A 23,251-nucleotide genomic window follows, 5' to 3' on the forward strand; every position below is an offset into this window, starting at 1 on the left:
GAACGGCGTCTCGACGCCCCTCCGCGGCCGAGTCGGCAGACGGGCGCCCGGTCAGGGGTCCCGCCGCCAGACGACCGCCTCGGCGTTGTCGAGCGTCACCGCGGGGGCCGACCCGTCCGCGTCGCCGGGGCGCGCCTCGGCCCCCGGTGCGATCAGCGCGAGTTCCCACCCCGCCGTCGGGACCGACGGGGCGTTCGCGTCCGCCGCCGCGTCGGCCGCGAGCGAATCGGGGGCGACCTCGACCGCGACGCCCTCCATATTCGCCGCGAACAGGAGTTCCTCGTCGCCGTCTGCCTCGGGCGGCGCTCGGCGGAGGCCGTAGTAGAGCACGGTCCCCTCCGTCGGGTGCCGGTAGGCGAAGTACTCGTCCGCCCGGAGGTCCGCGCGGAGCCACTCGCGCGCCTGGCGGAACTCCCGGGTCCGCAGGCGGAACCCGGTCCGCTCTTCCTCCTGCGCGTCCCGCCAGTGGTCGAGCGTCGAGAACTCGCGGACGTCCCGCATCCACGCGTCGGCGAGGGCTTCGAGGTCCGCGGGGGAGACGTCGTCCTTCCCGAGCGGCGGATCCAGCGCCGACAGCATCGCCGCAACCGCCGTCAGGTCGTAGTCGGTGACGTCGACCGCCGCCGCCAGCGCGTCCATCACCGTCTGGAGTTCGGCGAGCGACTCGAAGCCCAGCGACTTCACCCGCTCGAAGAACCGGTCGTCGGCGAAGTCCGACTCCCGCACCTGCCAGTGGAGGAAGTTCGCCTCCTCGGCGACGACCTTGACGTTCCACGCGTCGTCGGTGTCGCGGACGAACCCCCAGGGCGCACGCATGTTCGCGTGGGCGAAATCCATCGGGACGCCCGGGAGGAAGGCGTGAAACAGCATCGACGCGGCGGCGTTGTCGTAGGCCTCGTCGAGGGTTTCGGGGTACCCGTCGCCCAGGTAGGGGTTGATCGGTGAGCGGGTGAACGCGGTCGTCGGATCGACCTGCGTGCCGCGGCGGACGGTGTCGTGGTTCGCGACGCCGGTGATCCAGCGGCTGCCGAACTCGCCGATCTCGCGGACGCGCCACCACTTCGTCGCCCAGAAGGTGAGGAGCGCGGGCGTGTTGTGCGCGAACGTGACCGGCGACCACTGGAACGCGTGGGGGTGCTGGTCGGTCAGCGCGCGGTACGACGAGGCCAACTCCCAGTCCTCGCGGGGCCACGGCCGGCCGTCCTCGTAGATCATCCACGGTCGGTACTCCGTGCCGGCGACCTCCTGGACGACCCGGTCCATCTCCGCGAGGAAGTCGTCGTCGTGGTACATCTCGCCCGTGTCGGGGTCGTAAGCGGTGAAGTCCTGCGCTCCGTCGACCCTGATCCCGTCCGCGCCGAAGTCCATCTTCCGACGCTGGAGTTCCAAGAAGACGGCGCGGGCGGTCGGCTCGGTGTAATCGAGGTGCTTGCCGTACATCCCGGGGCCGAGGACGTAGCGGTCGGCGAGCAGTTCCGCCCCCCGGTCGTCGGCGTGACCGAGCGCGACGTCGAAGACGACCTTGATCGGCCGCGGAAGCCCGTGACAGGCGGCGATGAAGTCGACAAGTTCGTCCGGGCGTCCGGTCTCCAGTACCGCCGGGTTCGGCGCCGAAAACGCCGAGACGACGATGTCGTACCCCCAGTTTATCTGCTCGGGCCGTGCGACGGTCGCCGTCAGCGACTCCTCTGTCGCCGTCTCGGCCGTCCAGAACTCGTGGGACGTCTCGTTCTGGGTGAGCGGTTCGACCGGCATCAGTTGCACGGCGTCGTAGCCGACGAAGTTCCGCTGCCAGGCGTCGAGGTCGCCGTCGCCCCGCTGGGCGTCGCCGATGGACTCGTACACGTCGGCGAGGCCGGCCAGCGACCCGCGGTCCGTGGCGGTTCCGGGGTGGATCTCGAGCATACTCGTCGCCGGTTCGATCCGCGGGAGGCCGTCGTCCTCGCGCGTCGGGACGCGCTCTCCGTCGGTCCCGAGGGCCTCGAAGTAGCCCCGGTCCGCTCGCGTCTCGTCGAGCCGATCGACGTCGTAGAACTCCGCGGGCGCGAACGGCCCGAACGGGACGGAGTACGCCAGCGGGTCCGCGACCGTCTCCCACTCCCCCTCCCGCGTGCGGTACGTCAACCGATAGAGCGACCCCAGGCGCTCTCGCGTCCCCGGTCGAAGCCCGGCCACGACGCCCCAGTGGTAGTCGCCCTCGCGCTCCAGCGGAACGCGCGAGCGGTCGAACGTCACCTCGCGGGCGTCCGTCGCGCCGGGATCGAGATCCGCGGGCGGCGTGAGTACCTCCAGAAACACCGCCGACTCGGGCACGCCGGCCTCGACGAGGTCGGGCGTCCAGAAGCCCACTTCCGCGTTGCCGTCGTCATTCGGGTGCGCTCCCAGTCGCCCCGTCAGTTCGGTCGCGGCCGCGAAGTCGTCCTCGTGACGCGATTTCACCGCCCGGTGCCACGCGAGCAGTTCCGCGGTCTGGTCTTCGAGCAGTCCGCAGGGGGTCGACTCTGAACTCCGATCCGCGGTCGAGTCTCGGCCCATCAGGCCGTCCGGAAGACCGCGACGTCGTCGACTTCGAGGCCGTCGGCGGTCGAGAGCGACTCGCCCGAGACGAGGTCGGTGGCGTCGACGTCCAGTCCATCGAGCGTCACCGTCGCCGACGACGCGCCGAAGTTCAGCGCGCAGACGTAGGTCTCGCCGTCGCGTTCCCTCGCGAAGGCGACCGCGCGGTCGGTGTCGGTCTCGTGGTCGACGCGCGCTATCGAGCCGTCGGGGCCGAGCGCGGGGACCTCCTCGCGGAGCGCGACGAGTCGCGCGTAGTGCTCGCGGAACTCCTCGCGGGCGTCGTCCCAGGCGATGGCGTCCCGGCGACCCCGCTGGCCGAGTTCCTGACCGCCGTAGAGCATCGGCACGCCCGGGAGGGTCACGAGCGCGCCCGCCGCGGCCATCGCGGCGTCGTCGCCGCACTCGACGAGGTAGCGCGTCTCGTCGTGGTTCTCGATGTAGAGCATGAACGCCGCGTGCGGCGGGAAGCCGACCGCGGTGCGCTGTTCGACGGCGTCGACGATCGACTCGGCGGGGGCGTCGCCGCGGCCGACCTGCCGCAGCGTGAAGTACAGCGTGGTGTCGAAGTGCATGTCGAACATCCCGTCGTGGAAGTCCGCGATGTACGGGATGGTCTCGTCGAGGAGGAGGAAGTCGGGATCGCGGGCCTTCACGCGGTCGCGGAGTTCCCGCCAGAACGTGTCGGGGACGGCCCACGCCATGTCGCACCGGAAGCCGTCTGCGACCTCGAACCACGTGTCCACGGCGTCGAGGAGGTGCCGGCGGACGGCGAGGTTCTCGAAGTTCCAGTTGGCGATGTACTCCCAGTCGAAGTACGTCTCCGGTTCGCCGTCCTCCCGCCAGTCGTACCAGTCGTAGTACTCCGAGTCGGGGTTCTTGTAGGCGTCCTGGTAGAACGGGTGGTCGCGCGCAGAGTGGTTCAACACGAGGTCGAAGAGCACCTTCATCCCGCGGTCGTGTGCGGCCTCGACGAACCGCTCGTAGTCCTCGCGATCGCCGAGGTCGTCGGCGATGCTGAAGAAGTCCGTGATGTTGTAGCCGTGCGGCGCGTGGTCGTTTTCGAGCACGGGCGTCAGCCACAGGCAGTCGACGCCGAGGTCCGCCAGGTAGTCGAGCCGCGCCTCGATCTGCTCGAAGACGGACGCCTCGCCCTCCTCCGTCCCGCCCGCGAACCCGCGGACGTAGATCTCATAGAGCGTGACCTCCGTCGCCCACTCCGGGGGGTCGTTCGGGCGGACGACCTCGAATCCCGTCTCCCGGACCGCGCCGCCGTCCGGGGCGTGGGCCTCCTCGGCGGTGGCGAACGCGTTTCCCGGGCCGCTCCCGTCCGGGAGGGCCTCACGGACGAACTCGATCGTGTCGGGGACGCTGTAGGCGTCCGCGACCGCGACGGCGTGGACCCGCACGCGGTCGCCCACCGCCGAGGTCGGGATCCGAAGCTCCCAGCCCTCGGTCTGGATTTCGTCCGGGTCGACGTCGTCGCGGTCGTCGAGCAGGAACTCGACGACGACCTCGTCGCGGTCGGTGTCGCTGTCGGGGTGCGGTTGCGGGTCGGCCCGGACGACGAGTTCGTCGCCCTCGATCGATCCGCGGAGCTGTATCCGCGGTCGACCGCTGCCGCCGCCCTCGGAGTGGGTGCCCGACCCCGAGCCCGAGACGCCGCCGCTCTCCGCCGGCGGCCGAGCCGATCCGCTCCCCCGGCCGCTGTAGCCGCTCGCGCCGCTCGCGCCGGCGGTCCGCCCCGCGGGTGCGAGCTCGCCCGGGAACGCCCTGACGGTGAGTCTGTGGGTCTGATCCGGCGCGGTGAGCTCGAACTGGTAGGTACCCGCCGCGTCGGGGACGAACTCCACCACCGCCTTGCGTTCGGGAAATTCGATCGTGCTGCTCGCCGGCGCGCTCCGTACCCGCCAGTCGTAGGTCGCGTCCGGGTCGGGGTCGCGGGGCGCGAGCTGGACGGATTCGCCGACGGCGACGAACCGGGGGGGGCCTGGATGGTCCATACCGGTTCGAACGGGACCTCGGGACTTTGTCTTTGCCCCGCCCGGCTGTCTCTGTCCATCTATCGTGTGGTATACGGGGGCGACGGGACGATTTCCGCCAATACTTATGTCGTAGGGACTCTGGTCCGTGTGTATGAGACTACGGACCGTGCTGAACGAATATAAGCGCGACCGAGACGGGCGGTTTCCCGGGGAACTGCCCACGACCGAGGGCGCGCTCTCCGGGCACGGCGACCGGCTCGTTCACGTCGGGAAACACGGATCACTGCGGGACTACTCGTCTGCGCTGTCGGGGCTGTACGGGATCGACCGTTCCAGATTCGCGATCGAAGCCGACGGCGAGATCCGCTGGTTCGACGACCTCGAACCGGTCAGACAGCACTACTACCGCGAGACGAGCCTCGTCGAAACCGAATACGACGCCGAATCGTACACCGTCCACCAGTACGACCTCACGCTCGGTCGGGCCCACGTCACCCACGTCGAACTCCGCGGGGCGATTCCGACCGACGCCCACCTGACTGCGTTCTTGACCCTCGCGCCCGAGGGCCGCGAGACGCAGGTCGGCCGGCTCATCCACGATGAGGGCGGCCCGAACGACACGCAGGCCGTCGAGGTGTTCCACCGGAACGAGCACGACTACGTCACCGCCTCGACCGGGATCGACGACGTTCGCGGTCAGGTCCCCGAGCGGTTCGAGGAGATGCTCTCGGCGGACGCCTTCGACTTCCCGCGCGACGCCGTCCTCGAACGGTACGAGGACACCCACCTCAGCGGCGACATCGTCGTCTCCGCGCCGCTGGAACAGGAGGGCCGCGGTGTCCAGACGACGCTCGTCACGCAGGTGTCCGACCACGACGAGGTGGACCGCGAGACCGCACTGGCCGACCTCCGGAACTGCGCGCTCTCGCACACGAGTGCGGCAGACATTCGAGCGGCCGCACGGGAGCGAGCGGAGATCGTCGTCCCCGAGGGGACGCCCCGCCAGCAGTCGGTCCGTTCGGACCTGCGCGCGCTCTCGCTGCTGACCGCACCGTCGGGGGCACACATCGCCGGCCCCGAGTTCGATCCGTTCTACACCCACACCGGTGGCTACGGCTACACCTGGTTCCGCGACGAGGCCGAGAGCGCGCGGCACCTGCTGCGAAGCGACGACGCGCTCGGACTGGACGCGACCTCGCGGCTCACGAAGGTCGGGTCGTTCTTCTGTGAGACCCAGCTCGACGACGGGTCGTGGCCCCACCGCGTGTGGGCGATCGACGGCTCGCTGGCGCCCGGCTGGGCGAACGCGCGGATCGAGGACTCGGAGGACCCCGAGTACCAGGCCGATCAGACCGCCAGCGTCGTCACCTACCTCGCGACGCTGCTGTCCGAGCGACGGTCCGACCTCACCGCCGAACAGCGGAGTCGGTTCCGCAGCGCCGTCGAGGACGGCATCGACGCGCTCGACGACGACCTCGAAGCCGACGGGCTTCCGACGACGTGTCAGAACGCCTGGGAGAACATGGTCGGTCGCTTCGTCCACACCGCCGCGACGTTCCTGCAGGCGTACGCGACGGTCGCCGAGGCGCCCGTCGGCGACGCGCTGGCGGAGCACGCGGCCTCCCAAGCGGAGTCGGTCTTCGAGGGACTCGATCGGCTCTGGGACGACGAGTACGAGGTGTACGCGCTTCGGGTGCGCGACGGCGGCCTCGACTCGCGGCTCGATTCGGGGTCGTTCGCCCTCGTCGAGGCGTTCGCCGCCTACGACGAGATCAGCGCGCTCGACGGACTCTCTCCGGGGGCGGTGTCGCGGCTCGAGCGCCATATGGAGACGGCGCTCGAGGACCTCTACCGCGAGTCCGACGACGGCGAGGTCGCGGGCCTGATTCGGTTCGAGGGCGACTACTGGCGAAGCGCCGACCAGGACGACGAGAAGGTGTGGTCGGTCTCGACCGCCTGGGGCGCGAACGCCGCCGCCGAGCTGGCGGCGCTGCTCGACGATCACGGGCGTTCGAGCGCGGCGGAGACCTTCCTCGAACACGCGACGAGGCTGTACGACTTACTGGGCCGCGACGGCTCGTTCTGCTCCGGGGCGGGGTACCTCGCCGAGCAGACGTTCGACGACGGCACGCGCGACAGCGCGACCCCGCTCGCGTGGTCGCACGCGATGCGCCTCAGGGCCACGGGGACCCTCGCGTCCTCCGACGCGCTGCCGGCACCGAAGCCCGCGCCCTCCGGCCCCGCCGGTCGACCCCGGTGGACGACGGGCGAAAAGTACGGCGTCGGGACGGTCGCCGACCACACGGCAGAGGACCCCTCGCGGGTCTGGTTCACGCTCACGGAGGGCTCGCTGACGGAGGTCCGGTTCCCGCGGGTCGACCTGATGAACCTCCGGACGTTCGACTTCCTGGTGGTCGACACCGGCGACGGCGCGGACTACACGGCGCGGACGCACAACGAGACGCGCCGCGACGACGACGCCGACACGATCGAGCGCCGGGCCGAGATCGTCGACGACGACGCCCTGTTGTTCCGACACGTGATCTCCGAGACCGGCGACGGCCGGGGTCACGAGTGGACGCTGACCGCGGAGTACGTGACCGATCCCGAACACGACGCGCTGCTCGTCGACGTCGCGTTCGAGGCCGCCGACGACAACGAGTACGAACTGTACGCCGTCGCCGACACCTCGCTCACCAACACCGGGTCGACCGACCGCGGCCTCCGACTCGGCGGATCCGCGGGGTATCAACTCGTCGCTCGCGACGCCAGCGCGTACGATCAGGGCGAGGACGTCGAACCGCTGCTCATCGACGAGGACGGCACCGAATACAGCGTCGCGGCCGCGATGGCCGCGGCGGGCCGCTTCGACTGGGCGACCGTCGGCGTCGCCGGATCGGAGTACCTCGCGGAGCTGTTCACGGACGGTATCGAACCCACGCCGGTCGACAGCGTCGACGACGAGAGCGTCGTGCTCGTCGGCCGGATCGGGTCCGGATCGGCGGTCGACCAGCACCTGGCCCTCGGGTTCGCCGAGGACGCCGATACGGCGGCCGCGCTCGGCGAGGCCGCCGGCGCACTCAGCCGCGGCTACGAGACGGTCCGCCGCGACTACGTCGGCTCCTGGGACGACTTCCTCGCCGATAAGGAGCTTCCGGCGTCGGTCCTCGACGACGAGTCCCTCGCGAAGCAGTACAAGACCTGTCTGATGTCGCTGCGCGCGGTCGAGGACAAGACGTTCCTGGGCGCCGGGATCGCCTCGCCGTCGGTGCCGTGGGGCGAGGCCGTCACCGCCGAGGAGGCGAAGGGCTACGGCTACAACTTCGTCTGGTCGCGCGACCTCTATCAGGTGTTCACGGTCTTCGAGGCGGTCGGAGACCTCGAGACGGCGCGCCTGGCGCTGGAGTACATCTACCGCTATCAGCAGGACGACCGCGGGTTCATCCCGCAGAACACCTACCTGAACGGGCGGGCCCGGTGGGGCGGCGAACAGATGGACAACATCTCGTTCCCGCAGGTGATGGCGTGGATGCTCCGGCAGCGCGGAGTCGGCTTCGCGGACGCCGAGTACGGCTACCAGAACGTCAAGCGGTCGGCGGACTACGTCGCGCGCAACGGCCCGCCGACCGCCCAGGAGCGCTGGGAGGAGGAGGCCGGCTACTCGCCGTCGTCGATCGCCGCCGAGATCGCCGGACTGGCCTGCGCGGCTGACATCGCGAGCGACGAGGGAGAGTCCGCCGACGCGCTCATCTGGCAGTCGCTGGCCGACGACTGGACCGACCGCGTCGAGGAGTGGACCGCGACCGAGACGGGGACGGAACGGCACACCAACACGCCGTACTACGTCCGGATCACCCGCGACGGCGATCCCGACGCCGGCCACCTGCGGACGCTCGCGAACAACGGACCGACGCTCGACGAGCGGGAGATCATCGACGCCGGCTTCCTCGAACTCACCCGACTCGGCATCAAGCCCGCCGACGACGAGGTGATCCGCAACTCGATCGCGGAGGTCGACGGGACGCTCCGCGTCGACACGCCGCACGGGCCTGCCTTCTACCGCTACAACGGCGACGGGTACGGCGAGCGCGCGGTCGACGAGGAGGGTGCGCCCTGGTCGATCGAGTCGAAGGGGAAGGGACGCCTCTGGCCGATCTTCACGGGCGAACGCGGCGAGTACGAACTGCTCTACGGGACCGACGAGGAGGCGCTCGAACCGGGGAACCTGCTGGAGACGATGGCCGGGTTCGCCAACTCCGGTCGGATGCTCTCCGAGCAGGTCTGGGACCGCGAGCACAGCACGGAGTACAACTGGGCGTTCGGCGAGGGCACCGGGGCGGCGACGCCGCTCGCGTGGTCGATGGCCCAGTTCGTCAGGCTGGCGCACAGCATCGACGCCGGCCGGCCGGTCGAGATGCCGTCGGTCCTGCGCGAGCGATACGTCGAGGGCGACCGCCCGGAGGGTCCGCGACTGCAGGTCAGTACCCGGTTCAAGGGCGACGAACTCGTCGTCTCGGGACGGACGGACGCCGCCGTCGTCGCGGTCAAGACGCCCTCGGAGACGGCGCTCGTCGACCCCGTCGAGGGGTCCTTCGAGACGTCGCTCGACATCGAACACGGGGAGAACCAGATCACCGTCGCGGCCGCCAGCGACGAGGAGTTGCAATCGGCCGGGACGAGCGTGACGCGCTTCACGCTGTGAGATCGAGGTAGTGGATGGATCGTCCGCGTCGACACGATCCGCTCGGACGGGAGAGCGTGGGGCGAACAGTCGGCACGGGGAGACAGTCGGTCGGTTCCGACGTTCGACCGACGACGTCGTTGGTGCGACGTTCGACCGTCGACGTTCTGTCCGACGCCCGATCGGCGACGTCGCTGCCGCTTTCGTGACCCGCGCCGGTGTGCCGAACAACCGCGGAGCGGCGCGGGACGAGAGTCAGATCACGGGGCGACTGGCCGCGCCTCCGTATATAAAGGTACGTCCGGTCGGTGCGGCGGTGTTAAGTTAAGGATGAGGCGGGACGGGGATTCAGTGCTCTATGCCGAAAACCGCCCCCCTCACCGAGTGTACCGAGTGGATCGACTTGGAGTTTGTGGAGCGAGAGCGGACACCCCGCGAGATCATTGAAAAAGGTATTCGCCACCATCTCGCAGGACTATCACTTTCGAATACAGTTATTCTTCTTGAGGATTTGGGTGTTGATCGAAGTCGTGTCGCTGTTCACAATTGGGTACAGAAAGCCGATCTACAGCCAGCTGACGGTGAGAGCCCGGATCGCGTTGCGGTCGATCAGAAAGCGATCCGGATCAACGACGAGCAGTACTGGCTGTACGCTGCGGTCGATCCTGAGACGAACAGTATCCTTCATTCACGGCTGTTTCCGACGTATACGATCGCGATCGCACGAGAGTTTCTCACTGAATTAGCTGAGAAACACGATGTCGAAGACGCGCTGTTTCTCGTCAATGATGCAGACGATTTGATCGGTGGTCTCCGCCGCGAAAACTACAGCTATCGCGTCGAACAACACGGCTTCAGAAATTCTGTCGAACGTATTTTTAGAGAAGTACAACGACGAACCTCTTCGTTTTCAAACTGTTTCAGCCACGTCGATCCACCGACCGCGGAAACGTGGTTGCAAGCCCACGCCGTCTGGTGGAATCATACTTAAGTTAACACGACCGTCGGTGCGCCGTCTTCTCGGGGTGACGGCGAGCCGGTCGGACGCCTCCCGCGCGGCCACGTCGCTTTTGCGTGGCGGGCGCGTCTCTCGACGTATGACCACGTACTCGCGTCTCACCCGCGTCGACGCGCCGCTGTCTGCGGTCTGGGAGTTCCACTCGCGGATCTCCGGCCTCGAAGCGCTCACGCCTGACTGGATGAACCTCCGCGTCGAGTCCGTCACCGGCCCCGACGGCGATCCCGACCCCGAGGTCTTAGAGACCGGCTCGGAGATACGCCTCTCGATGCGGCCTTTCGGTATCGGGCCGCGACAGCGGTGGACGTCGGTCGTCGTCGACCGCGAGGAGAGCGACGACCGGGCGGTCTTCCGCGACGAGATGCGCGGCGGGCCGTTCGCCGAGTGGGTCCACACGCATCGCTTCGTCGCCGACGGCGAGGAGACGATCGTCGAGGACGAGGTCGAGTACGAACTCCCCGGCGGGGCGGTCGGGCGCAACGTCTCGCCGCTCGCCGTCGTCGGGTTCGAGCCGATGTTCCGCGCGCGCCACCGCAAGACGAAGGAGCTACTGGAGTAACGACCGGGGATCGAGCCGCACCGAAGACACTTATCGACGGCCGAGACAGAGGGCGGTATGAAACGCCCTCCACGCGGTCCCGACTCGTCGGCCGAGGCCTCGCGGTCCGAGGACAGCGAGCGCATCTCGGACGCCGTCGATACCGCCGACCTCGATGGCGGTTCGAGAGCCACTGGACCCTCCCGACGCCGGTTTCTCGCCGGGATCGCCGTCGGTGTCGGTGGGGTGCTCGCCGGGTGCGGCGAGACGACGCCCGGCGGTCCCGGTACGGCCAGTGACACTGACGGAACCGACGGCTCGCCGACCGAGGCCACACCCGCCCGGCCCGGCCCCGCACCCGACGTCGCCGGCCCGTGGCCGCAGGCCCGCGCCGACGCGGGGAACACCGGCGCCGTCGACGCCTCGGGACCGACCGCGGCCCCGAGCGTCCGGTGGGCGACGGACAGCGCCGGGACGGTCGGCGCGGCAGTCGGTGCGGCCCCGGAGGCGCGGGTCGAGGGAGGCGACGGCGACGCCCGAGACGCGGCGGTCGGCCCGTACGTCGTCGCCGAAGACGGCCGCGTCGCGGCGCTCGATTCCGCGGGCGAGGTCCGCTGGCGAGCGACGCTCGGCGACGGCCAGTTCCCGCCGGCCGCCGGGTCCGGGTTCGTCGTGGTCCCGACGCGCGAGCGACTCGTCGTCTTCGACGCCGCGAGCGGTGAGCGGCTTCGGGAGATCGACCTCCCCGGCGGCGTCCTCTACGCGCCGACGCTCGTCGGGGCGCGAGCGCTCGTCGGGACGTTCTCGAACGGGGTCGTCGCCGTCGACGTCGAGAGCGGCGAGGTGCTCTGGGAGGCGGTCACGCCCAGTCGGGCGTTCCCGCCGCTCGTCGTCGACGGCGTCGCCTACGTCACCGCGCGACGCTGGGAGACGGGCGACGGCGGCGACGCACCGGGCGTGCTCGTCGCGCTCGACGCCGACTCGGGCGACCGGCTGTGGGAGCGACCGCTCGACGGCCCGCCGACCGCGCCGCCGGGCCATCGCGACGGCGTCGTCTACGCCGGTACGAACCGAGGTTCGGTGGACGCCGTCGACGCCGCGTCCGGCGATCGAATCTGGCGGGAGACCGTTGGCGACTGGGTGACCCGGGGACCGACCGCCGGCGCGGACGGCGTCTACGTCGTCGTGCTCGGGGAGGGCCCCGTGAAACTGGACCGCGACGGGACCGTGCTGTGGCGCTCCGACGTCGGCGGCGGGACGAATCCCGTGCTCACCGAGGACGACGTCGTCCTCGGCACCGACGGCGGCGTCGTCGCGGTCGGTCGAGACGACGGCGAGGTGAGTTGGCGCGGGGAGACCGGTTCCGTCGTTCAGTTCGACGTTCGACTCCGCGACGGTACCGTCTACGCCGGCGACCAGTTCGGGACGGTCGTGGGGTTCGACGCCTCGACCGGGGACCGGAACTGGGAGTTCCCGTTCCGCCCGGCGACGATGCCCGGACCGGTCGTCGGCCCGCGGACCGTCGCCGGCGCGGCCGGGGACGGCGGAACGTACGACGTCCTCGCGAGCGAGGGCCAGGAGCTGTCGCTCGTCGGCGGGGCGGCCACCCCCGCGATCACGCCGGTGTTCCTCGAAGACGAGGCGGATGAGAGCGGGTCCGAGACGGGCGGCGAGGGAAGCGCCGGATCGCCGACGAGGACGGACGCGGGGACGAGGACGACGACGGCAGGCGGGTCAGCGACAGCCGAGGCGGGAGCGGAGACGCTCCTCGGCGGCGGCACCGACGGGTCGCTGTACCGCGTCCGGACGGTCGACTACGGGGACCCACCGGGAGACGAACTCGAACCCACGCCGACGCCGACCGCGACCCCCGATCCGGGGGAGCCGACGCGGACGCCGACGCCGCACATCGACCTTCCGGAACCGGAGGCGCTCTGGGAGCGCGACCTCGACGTGCGCCCGCGCTCGCCGGTCACGTACGCCGACGGGCGAGCGTACCTCGGGACCGACGAGGGAGTCGCCGCCGTCGACCCCCGGAACGGGCGGTTGCTGTGGCGGCTCTCGCTGGCGACGGGAGACGACAGGAACGGGGACGACGGCGGCAGTGATGGGGGTAGCGGCGACGGGGGCAGCGGCGACGCAGACGACGGGTCGGAGGGCGGCGGCGGGCGCGTGAGCGGAGCGCCGGCGGTGACCGGAGAGCGCGCGTTCGTCGCGACCGACTCGGGGCGGCTCGTGGCCGTCGACCCGGGGACGGACTCGACGGCCGGCGGGGATGGCGACGGCGAGGGCGGAACCGCCCGCCCCGGGATCGAGTGGGAGGTGTCGCTGGGCGAGTCGGTCCGTGCCGGCCCCGTCGCGGTCGACGACTCGGTCTTCGTCGCCGACGAGTCGGGGCGAGTGACCGCCTACGACGTCGCCGGCGAGCGCCGCTGGCGGCGTGAAGTCGGCGGCGCGGTATACGGCGGCCCGTTGGTATCCGACGACCGCGTCTTCGTCGGAACGGACGCGGGCGAGGTCGTCGCGCTGAGTCGCGGCGACGGGTCCGTCTCGTGGCGACGCGAGACCGACGGCGGGGTCCGCGCGACGCCCGCGGTCGGACGCGAGACGGTGTACGCCGGTGATCACGAGGGGACACTCTGGGCGTTCGATGCGGCGAGCGGCGACGTCCGCTGGCGGCTGACGCTGGGGCGGTGGATGGATGCCCCGCCGGCGGTCGGTCACGGTGCAGTGTTCGTGGCCGATCAGACCGGGAACGTGTACGCGGTCGTCGGCGAGTGAGCGTCGGGAAGCGACGGTCGGTGAGTGAAGCCGGGGCCGACGGTTGGTGAGTGAGCGTCGACGGGTGAGCGCTGGCGAGTGAGGCCGGGGGCGACCCGAAACGAGATCGTCGCGAGAGGGAGTGGCTGTCGCTCAGGCCTCGTCGCGCAGGCCGCCGAAGACCTCCTCGGCGGTGGCCGGCGTGTCGAAGTCGTGGTAGTGTTCGCCCTTCTCCTTCGAGAGGATGTTCAGCGCCGCCGCGGCGCCGTCGCCGGCGGAGATGACCGCCTGCCACTCCTCGGCGCGGACCATCCCGCCGGTGGCGTAGGCGTCCTCGACGCTGGTCTCCATCGAGACGTCGACGTCGACGGTGTCGTCGTCGGAGAACGCACAGCCGAGCGACTCGGCGAGGTCGCGGTTCGCGCCGGTCGCGAGGACGAGGTAGTCGGCCTCGTGCGTCTCTCCGTCGGCGGTGACGACGAAGCCGTCGTCCGCGGACTCGACGCCTGTGACCTCCGCGCCCTGGTGGCGTTCCGCCCCGAAATCGTCCGCCTGCTGTCGCGCCGTCTGCACGAACGCCGACCCGTCGAGAGAGCCGACGCCGGGGTAGTTGAACAGGTGCGCCTTGTGCATCCACGTCCCGTCGGTGTCGAACACGACGGCGTCGAGGCCGTTCTTCGCAACGAACAGTGCTGCCGAGAGGCCGGCGGGGCCGCCGCCGACGATTGCAACTCGTGTCATTCGTTACCGATACGATTTCCAGGCGATTGAGTGTTTGGGCGGCGGAGGCGTCGTAGCGGGGGACGCCGGCCGAACGTCCGCGATCGCGTGACGCAGTTTTATTACGATCTCGGTCGAACTATAATGAGGTATGCCGATGGACACACGGCCCTTCGAGAACGAACGCACCCTCGCCGCCCACCGAGAGAACGGGAGCCTCGACGAGTTCCATCGGTCGTACGCCGACGCGGTCGCGAGCGTCGAGTCCGAGTTGGGCGCGTCCCACTCGCTGTGGATCGACGGTCGGTGGGTCGAGACCGACGAGACGTACACGGTCACGAGTCCGGCCGATGAAAACCTCGAAATCGGCCGGTTCGCCGCCGGCGGTTCCGACGAGGTCGACCGGGCGGTCGCGGCCGCGAGCGACGCCTTCGACGAGTGGCGCGGGACGCACTGGCGCGAGCGGGCCGAGATGTTCCGACGTGCGGCAGAGGTGATGCGAGAGCGAAAGTTCGAGCTCGCGGCGACGCTGACCCTCGAGAACGGGAAGAACCGAGCCGAGGCGATGGCCGACGTGGACGAGGGGATCGACTTCCTCCGCTTCTACGCCCGCGAACTCGAACGCAACGACGGCTACGAGTACGACACCGGCGAGCCGACGCCCGGCCAGCACTGCACGAACGCCCTGGAGCCGTTCGGCGTCTTCGCCGTCGTCGGCCCGTTCAACTTCCCCTTCGCCATCTTCTGCGGGATGCTCTCGGGCGCGTTGCTCACCGGGAACACGGCCGTCGCGAAGCCCGCGAGCGCGACGCCGTTGATCGCACACCGGGCCGTCGAGATCCTCGTCGAGGCCGGCGTTCCCGACGGCGTCGTGAACCTCGTCACCGGCAGCGGGCGGGCCGTCGGGCAGCCGCTCGTCGAACACGAGGACGTCGCGGGCGCCGTCTTCACCGGTTCCAGAACCGTCGGCCGAAGCATCCGCCGGACGTTCTTCGACCTCGAGAAGTCCGGCCCGGTGATAGCCGAACTCGGCGGCAAGAACCCGGTGATCGTCACCGCGAACGCCGACCTGGAGAAGGCGGTCTCGGGCGTCAGAAACGGGGCGTTCGGCTACAGCGGGCAGAAGTGCTCTGCGACCAGCCGCGTCTACGTCGACGAGCGCGTGATCGAGGCGTTCACCGATCGGTTGGTCGACGCGACCGAGGAGCTCGTGATCGATCGGCCCCGTGCGGAGGACGCCTTCGTCTCGCCGCTGATCGACGACGACGCGCTCGATCGCTACGTGGAGATCTGCGAGGCGGCGCGGGAGGTCGGCACGATTCGGACGGGCGGGCGGGTGGTCGCCGGCGGTGACGGCTCAGGCGGGAGCGGCGCCGAGGACCGAACGGGGGACCTCTCGGCCGGCCGGTTCGTCGAGCCGACGGTCGTGACGGGCGTGCCGCACGACCACGAACTCGCTCGCGATGAGCACTTCGTCCCCTTCGTGACGGTCCATCCCGTCTCGGGACTCGACGAGGCGATCACGAAGGCCAACGACAGCAGCTACGGGCTGTGTGCCGGGCTCTTCTCCGAGGACGAGGCCGAGATCGACGCCTGGTTCGAGCGGATCGAGTCGGGGATGTGCTACGTGAACCGAGAACAGAGCGCGACGACGGGCGCGCTCGTTCAGGCCCAGCCCTTCGGCGGCTGGAAGGCGTCGGGAACGACGAGCAAGTTCGCCGGCGGCTACTGGTACCTCCCGCAGTTCCTGCGCGAACAGAGCAGGACCGTCGTCGGGGACGTCGGTCGCCGGTAATCGTCTGGGACGTCGACTGGCGGTGGTCGTCGGGGACGTCGGTCGCCGGTAGTCGTCGGGAACTTGGGCTGGCGGTAATCGTCGGGGGCATCGGCTGGCGGTGGTCGTCGGGGCTGCGGTTCCGGCTATCGAACCTGCGCTCCGACCCACGTCGCGTAGGAGTCGAGGACGTCCGCCTCGTCGAACCGCTCGATGCAGGGAACGTCGTTCGGATGCTCGGATTCGAGCGTGTCTCGCAGTTCGGGGTATCGATCCGCCGTCGTCTTCGCGAAGAGGATCGCCTCCTCGTCGCCCTCGAAGGTCTCACCGTCCCAGCGGTAGTACGAGTCGCAGTCGACCACGTTGACGCAGGCGGCCAACTCCTCGTCGATCAACAGCGCGGCGAGATCGCCCGCGGCTTCTCGTGGGGCGGTAACGTATACCGTTGGCATCGTTCGGAGATGACACCGCAACCGGTTAATCGGTTCGGCGGGCCGTCCGTAGTCGGAGAGAAAATCCCAAAATTCTGAGTATCCGATACGGGCCGATACGGACGGGAAGATCCGGACCGAGCTTCGAGGAGATGTATGGGCTTAATCAGATCAGGGAGGGCATAAATAGCGAGTGAATCGCCGTATGAGGCCGATCGAAGCGTTTTCCACCGGTGTCGTTTTCCGGGTCCGAACGCTGCGGTTCGACGGCTCGTCCACCGCACTCTTCGTGTCATATATGTTGATATTACTCCCTGAAACTGGTTTCTAACAAAGTCCAAACGCTCGGACCAATGGGTGGAGATGTCCGCCCACGTCTTATCGATCACTCTCTCCGTCGTACTCGTTCTCGCGATGGGCGCTAGTGGCGCCGTCGGCAGTTACCACGAATCACCCGGAGCGGACACGTCCCCGGCGGTCGCGGGAGATACTGGAGACAGTGTTTGGAGTGATCGAGCCCCGGGTGAGCACGACCGATCCGTAGGCGATTTCGATCCGTCGGCCTCCACGCGCGACCGCGAACCGGTCCCTGACGATGCAAGAGCACGCGAGCGGATCGCGTCGGCGAGCACGACCCAAGAGATCCAAGAAGACGTCTCCTGGCTGAACGCCCCCGAAGGATTCCGCGTGACGGAGTTTTCGACGGCGGACGAACTCGGTGGGAGGGACACCTTTACGGCCGGTCCGACACCGGGTGCGCGGATCCTCCGCTTTCACAACGACACGCTCTACGTGTCGGTCCCGACCTTCGGTGCCGGAACTGACCGGATACTCGCCCTCCCGGACGACGACGGCGACGGAGAGGCCGATCGGGTCGTCACGGTGCTCGAGAGTCCCGAAATAAGCGACGCCCACGGCTTCGACTTCGCCGACGACCACCTGTATCTGGTCAATCACGGCCCCCATAGCGAACAGAACAACATCGTCCGGTATCGGATGTCGGGGCTCTCGGTCGACACCTCCTCGAGGACCGTTCTCAACGACAGCCTCCCGAGTAGAGGGGAGTACTGGCACTGGACGCGAACGCTCGAAGTGCGGGACGATCACCTCTACGTCGCCGCCGGCTCGGAGTCGAACGTCGACGAGTCCTCGGGCGGCTGGTACGCCCGGATGACGCGCTGTGACGTCGACGGATCCGACTGCACCTCCTACGCCGAGGGGCTCCGGAACGCCGTCGGATTCACTTTCCACGACGGCGAGCTGTTCGCGACGGACAACGCGCGGGACGACCTGACCGACGAACTCCCGCCCGACGAGATCAACGTCGTCCGGCAGGGGGCCCACTACGGGTGGCCGTACTGCTACGGGGACAACGTCGCCGACCCCGCCTTCGACGATCCGAGCAAGTGTACCGACAAGGCCACACCCGCGGTGAACCTCCGGGCGCACACGGTTCCGCTGGGCCTCGAGTTCTACACCGCGGACGCGTTCCCGAGCGAGTATCGGGGCGATCTGTACGTCGCGATGCACGGGAGCTACAGCGCGATTCCGCCGCGCGGGTACAAGGTCGTCCGCGTCCCCTACGACGACGGGACGCTCGGGACGCCCGAGGACTTCGTCACCGGGTGGTACGACAGCGACGGCGACGGAGATCCCTACGAGAAGGGCGAGGACATCCTCGGGCGGCCGGTCGACGTCGCGGTCGGCCCCGACGGGGCGATGTACGTCTCCGACGACTCCGGGGGCGCGATCTACCGGATCGCCCCGACGAACACCGCGCCGCGGGCGAACGTCTCGTGGTCGCCAGAGCGCCCGGAGACGAACGAGACGGTCGCGTTCGACGCGTCGAACTCGACCGATCCGGACGGGTCGATCGCGAGTTACGAGTGGGACTTCGACGGCGACGGGGCCGCAGACGCCACCGGCGAGACGGCCAACTGGACGTTCCCCACAAGCGGCGAGCGGACGGTGACCCTGACGGTCACCGACGACGGCGGGGCCACGGACGCCCAGCAAGTGACGCTCACCGTCGAGGAGCCACCGTCGCCGGCGAACTTCCGGATCGGGAACGTGACCGCGCCGGACAGCGTGACCCGGGGGGACCTCATCAACGTCTCAGCGGAGATAACCAACGTCGGCGATCGAGAGGCGACTCAAACCGTCGAATTCCGCCTCGATGCGGACGGTAACGGGACGCTCGAACCCAACGAATCGCTCGATTCGACGACGGTGAGGCTCGGCGGCACCGAATCGACGACCGTGGCGTTCGTCGGGATCGAGACGTCCGAACTCGCGCCGGGCGAGTACACCCACGGCGTCGTCACGGCGAACGAGACGGCCACCGCGACGGTCGCCGTCGAGGCACCGAACCGCCCGCCGACCGCCGACGCCGGTGAGAACCGGACTGTCGAGGAAGGGGACTCGGTGAGCCTCGACGGCTCCGGCTCCAGCGACCCCGACGGAGACACGCTCGCGTACGCCTGGACGCAGACGGCCGGTCCGACGGCGTCCGTGGCCGACGAGACCTCGGCCACGCCGACGGTCACAGCGCCCGAAGTCGACGCCAACCGGACGCTCGTCTTCGAGCTGTCGGTCTCCGACGGTAACGGCGGCACCGACACCGACGCGGTGACGGTCGAGGTACTGGACGATCCGGACCCGCCGGATCCGGCTCCGCCGGCGACGACGGTGACGCTCTCGCCCGAGCAGTCCGAGGTTCTGATCGGCGAGAACGCGACGTACGACGTCGTCGTCGACAGCGTCGACGGCGGGGTCGGCGCGTACAACCTGAGCGTCTCGGTGGAGAACGAGAGCGTCGCCACCGTCGCTGACGCCGGCGTCTCGGGCACCCCGAGCCGGACCGACGTGAGCTACGGGGCGGACGGCTCGACGGTTCGGATCGAGGCGACGGGCGCGGACACCGCAGACACCGGGAGCGTCGCCGTCGCGTCGGTCGTGGTCTCCGGATCGACGGCGGGAACGAGCGATCTCACCGTCGCAGCCCGGTCGATCGAGACCGAGAACGGGACCGGATACAACGTCACCGAGGAGCGCGACGCGTCGGTGACGGTCTCCGCGCTCGATCCGATCGGGGAGTTCGAGAACCCGCCGACGGATCCCGACGGAGACGGCCTGTACGAGGACGTCAACGGTGACTCGCAGTTCGACGTCGTCGACGTTCAGGCGCTTTTCGCCAACCGGAACGATCCGGCGGTTCGAAACCGGCCGGATCGATTCGACTTCAACGGAGACGGGCGCGTCGACGTCGTCGACGTGCAGAGACTGTACTACGAGGTGCTAACCAAATGAGCGTAACCGACAATAAATTCACATTAGACACGAAGAGTATCATCGTCCTGACGGTCGCCGCCCTCGTCGCGGTCGGAAGCATCGGCGGGGCGGCCGCGGGGGTCGGCTCTCTCGGCGGCCTCCAGATGGTGACAGCCCAGGAAGAAGAATCGAAAGAGACGGCGGTTCGTCTCGAACCGAGCAGTGCCACGGTCAATCCGGGACAGACGACGACGTACGACGTTGTCGTCCAGGACCCGGTCGCGACACCCAACGGCAGCATCGCCGCTTACGAGCTGACAGTCTGGATCGAGGAGTCGCAGGTCGCCTCCATCACCGATTTCAGTATCGTCGGAGATCCCGGGCTAGCGGACGTGAACGAGGACCCTAGTAACTCATCGGTTCGGGTCTCCGTGGCTCTGGCGAACATATCCGGGACCGACAACGTCTCGATCGGAACCGTAACCGTTCGTGGCCAGGCACCCGGAAACAGTGACATCGGGCTCAGCGTGAATTCTCTGGGTGATCCGGAGGGCAATTCTTATACCGTGACTGAGACGCCCGGCGCATCGATCACCGTCGAATCGCCGGGACAACCCGAATCCGACCCGGCTGACTTCGAGGTGTCGAACCTGCAGGCGCCGTCGAGTGCGATGCAGGGTGACTTGATCGACGTCTCCGCGGACGTCGAAAACGTCGGCGACTCCGAGGGAACGCAGACGGTCGGGTTCCGGATCGGATCCGGTTCTCTCGAATCGGATGACGACTTCCTCACACAGGAGGTGACGCTGGAGAGCGGCGAGACCGAGACCGTCACGTTCAGCGATATCGACACGAGTAGCCGCTCGCCCGGGGACTACACCCACGGCATCTTCACCGCCAACGACTCCGAGACGGCGACGATCACCATCGAGGAGCGACCGGAGACCAGCGTGAGTCTCCAGCCGAGTACCGCGACGGTCGACACCGGTGAGACGACGACCTACGACGTCGTCGCCGACAGCGCGTCCGAAGGCGTCGGCGCCTACAACTTCACCGTCAGCGTCGCGGACACGTCCGTCGCCTCGATAACCGACGCCGAGGCGTTGGCGAACGCGTCCACGACCGACGTCTCCGTCGCGAGCGACGGCTCGTCGGTCGAAGTCGTCGGCGCGATGGCGGACACGTCCGACACCGGGAGCGTCACGATCGGGAACGTGACCGTCGAAGGCGTCGACCCCGGAAATAGTGCAGTCGGACTCAGCGTGGAAGCGCTGGGCACGCAAGCGGGCGACGGGTACGAGGTAACTGACACGTCCGGCGCGTCGATCACCGTCGAGGCGCCCGGGGGCGATCCCGGTCCCAGTCCTGATCCTGGTCCGGCGGACTTCGGAGTGTCGAACCTCCAGGCCCCGTCGAGCGCGACGGTCGGTGACTCGATCGACGTCTCCGCGGAGATCACCAACACCGGCGACTCCGAGGGAACCCAGTCCGTCGACTTCCGCCTCGATCAGAACGACAACGACGACCTCGAAACCAACGAGACCCTCGACTCCCAGAACGTGACGCTGGGAGCGGGCGAGAGCACGACCGTGACGTTCAGCGATATCGACACCAGCGGCCTCGAACCGGGCGAGTACACCCACGGCGTGGCCACGGCGAACGAGACGGCCACCGCGACGATCGAACTCACGGCTGCCAACGAGCCGCCGACCGCTGACGCCGGCGAGGATCAGACCGTCGTGGAAGAGGCGTCCGTGACGCTCGACGCGAGCGACTCCACCGACCCGGACGACGACTCGCTCGCGTACGCGTGGACCCAGACCGACGGCCCGAACGTCTCGCTCCCTGATTCGAGCGCGGCGGATCCGTCCTTCACGGCTCCGGACGTCGACGAGGAGACGACGCTGACCTTCGAGGTGGAGGTCAGTGACGGCGAGGGCGGCACCGACACCGACGAGGTGACGGTGACCGTGCTCCCCGCCGAGGAGGAGGCGTTCTTCGCTGTCACCTCGCTGGACGTGCCGGCCGAAGTCCAGCAGGGCGAGTCCGTCGAGGTCACCGGCGAGATCACCAACACCGGTGACGTCGAGGAAACGCAGACCGTCGAGGTCCGCATCGACTTCGATCGGGACGGGACTCCGGAGACGGTCCAGTCGCGGTCGATAACCCTCGCGGGCGGGGAAAGCACCTCGCTGACGCTCACTCGAACCGTTCCCCCGGCCGTCTCACCGGGGACGTACACCGGCGGCCTGTTCACCGACGATGACTCCGAGACGGCGACGGTGACGGTCGTCCCGCCGTCACAGGGCCCGCCCGAGGAGAACGAACCGCCGACCGCCGACGCCGGCGATGATCGGACCGTCTCCGAAGAGAGCACTGTGACGCTCGACGCCAGTGGGTCCACGGACCCCGACGGCGACTCGCTGTCGTACACGTGGACCCAGACCGACGGCCCGGACGTCTCGCTCTCTGATTCGAGCGCGGCGGATCCGTCCTTCACGGCCCCATTGGTCGACGATGAGACGACGCTGACCTTCGAGGTGGAGGTCAGTGACGGCGAGGGCGGCACCGACACCGACGCGGTGACGGTGACCGTCGAGCCGGTCGAGACCGCCGGAGCGTTCTTCGAGGTCACGGCCCTCCACGTTCCGGATCGAGCGGCACAGGGCGAATCCGTCGAGGCCACCGGCGAGATCACCAACACCGGTGACGCCGAGGGCACTCAGACCGTCGAGGTCCGCATCGACGTCGACGGCGACGGTACCCCGGAGACGATACGGTCGCGCTCGATAACCCTCTCCGCCGGGGAAAGCTACTCGATGACGGCGACGCGAACCGTCCCGACGGATCTGGAACCGGGGACCTACACCGGCGGCCTGTTCACCGAGGACAGCAGCCTGACGGACACGATCGAGATCGTGGCGGCCCAGCCGGACGAGCGGTTCACGCGCGATGAGATCGCCCAGGCCAAGTACGGGTACGACTTCGACGAACTCAGCGACGAGACGTCACGGGAGGTCGAGGAGCTGTACAACCGTCAGCCGTTCGCAGACGGTGCACACCCCGAGGACGTCAAGACGCGCGACGAGATCGCACAGGAGCGTCACGACAGGGACTTCGACGAACTGAGCCGCGAAACCACGGTCGAGATCCAGTCCGACTTCGACGCGCAGTTCGGCGATACGGGCGACGACGCGGAGTACACCCGCGACGAGATCGCCCAGGCCAAGTACGGCCACGACTTCGACGAACTGAGCACCGAGACCTCCGGACAGGTCGAGGAGCTGTACAACCGCCAGCCGTTCGCAGACGGTGCGAGTCCGAGCGAAGTCCAGACTCGCGAGGAGATAGCGAACCAGAAGTACGGAATGGACCTCGACGAGCTCAGTCGTGAGACGCGACTGGAAATCGAGGGAACGTACCACGAACAGTTCGCGGCGTCCACGGAGGGATCCGAGCAGTCACCGGAGTAACTCCCGGTAGGTGACACGCCGTCGCGTCGGTTCGGCGACGGTGTC

At 68.8% G+C, this 23,251-nt stretch carries 11 protein-coding genes; 7 read left to right on the plus strand and 4 right to left on the minus strand.

Annotated features, from left to right (window positions below):
- Positions 1–51: 51 nt before the first annotated feature.
- Together gghA and malA are read right to left on the minus strand one after the other, a co-directional pair.
- A complete protein-coding gene (gene gghA / locus DV707_RS07410) occupies positions 52–2,535 on the minus strand; it encodes a glucosylglycerol hydrolase (protein WP_103989899.1) in 2,484 nt (827 codons plus the stop codon).
- A complete protein-coding gene (gene malA / locus DV707_RS07415; protein WP_103989898.1) occupies positions 2,535–4,559 on the minus strand; it encodes an alpha-amylase MalA in 2,025 nt (674 codons plus the stop codon). Before malA ends, gghA begins: the two co-directional genes overlap by 1 nt.
- Positions 4,560–4,692: 133 nt before the next feature.
- On the opposite strand from malA, the gene DV707_RS07420 reads away from it, so the two are divergent.
- The 4 genes from DV707_RS07420 to DV707_RS07435 all read left to right on the plus strand — a co-directional run bounded on the left by DV707_RS07420 (position 4,693) and on the right by DV707_RS07435 (position 13,559).
- Positions 4,693–9,243, plus strand: a complete 4,551-nt coding sequence (locus DV707_RS07420; protein WP_103989897.1) for a glycoside hydrolase family 15 protein — start codon at positions 4,693–4,695, stop codon at positions 9,241–9,243.
- A gap of 337 nt (positions 9,244–9,580) precedes the next feature.
- Entirely contained in the window at positions 9,581–10,213 is a 633-nt protein-coding gene (locus DV707_RS07425) for an IS6 family transposase (RefSeq protein WP_103989896.1), read from the plus strand.
- Positions 10,214–10,319: 106 nt separating this feature from the next.
- On the plus strand, positions 10,320–10,799 hold the full coding sequence (locus DV707_RS07430) for an SRPBCC family protein (RefSeq protein ID WP_103989895.1): 480 nt from the start codon (positions 10,320–10,322) through the stop codon (positions 10,797–10,799).
- Positions 10,800–10,856: 57 nt separating this feature from the next.
- A complete protein-coding gene (locus DV707_RS07435; RefSeq protein ID WP_103989894.1) occupies positions 10,857–13,559 on the plus strand; it encodes an outer membrane protein assembly factor BamB family protein in 2,703 nt (900 codons plus the stop codon).
- A 132-nt stretch (positions 13,560–13,691) separates the two neighbouring features.
- On the opposite strand, the gene DV707_RS07440 is transcribed toward DV707_RS07435, so the two are convergent.
- Positions 13,692–14,279: an NAD(P)/FAD-dependent oxidoreductase gene (locus DV707_RS07440; RefSeq protein WP_103989893.1), complete on the minus strand. Its 588-nt coding sequence runs from the start codon at positions 14,277–14,279 to the stop codon at positions 13,692–13,694.
- 130 nt (positions 14,280–14,409) lie between these two features.
- Between DV707_RS07440 and DV707_RS07445 the strand changes: the two genes are divergently transcribed.
- Positions 14,410–16,053 (plus strand): aldehyde dehydrogenase family protein, encoded by a 1,644-nt coding sequence (locus DV707_RS07445; protein WP_235010695.1) that lies wholly within the window; start codon positions 14,410–14,412, stop codon positions 16,051–16,053.
- A 125-nt stretch (positions 16,054–16,178) separates the two neighbouring features.
- On the opposite strand, the gene cutA is transcribed toward DV707_RS07445, so the two are convergent.
- Positions 16,179–16,484 carry a divalent-cation tolerance protein CutA gene (cutA, locus tag DV707_RS07450; RefSeq protein WP_103989891.1) on the minus strand — a complete coding sequence of 102 codons (306 nt, stop codon included), beginning with the start codon at positions 16,482–16,484 and terminating at the stop codon, positions 16,179–16,181.
- Positions 16,485–16,877: 393 nt separating this feature from the next.
- On the opposite strand from cutA, the gene DV707_RS07455 reads away from it, so the two are divergent.
- Positions 16,878–19,772, plus strand: coding sequence for a PKD domain-containing protein (locus DV707_RS07455; RefSeq protein ID WP_160113898.1), 2,895 nt, complete (start codon positions 16,878–16,880; stop codon positions 19,770–19,772).
- Positions 19,769–23,206, plus strand: a complete 3,438-nt coding sequence (locus tag DV707_RS07460) for a PKD domain-containing protein (protein WP_103989889.1) — start codon at positions 19,769–19,771, stop codon at positions 23,204–23,206. The genes DV707_RS07455 and DV707_RS07460 overlap by 4 nt, the downstream gene beginning before the upstream one ends.
- The last annotated feature ends 45 nt before the right edge of the window (positions 23,207–23,251 follow it).

The organism is Halobellus limi (genome assembly GCF_004799685.1).
GTDB classification, from domain to species: domain Archaea; phylum Halobacteriota; class Halobacteria; order Halobacteriales; family Haloferacaceae; genus Haloquadratum; species Haloquadratum limi.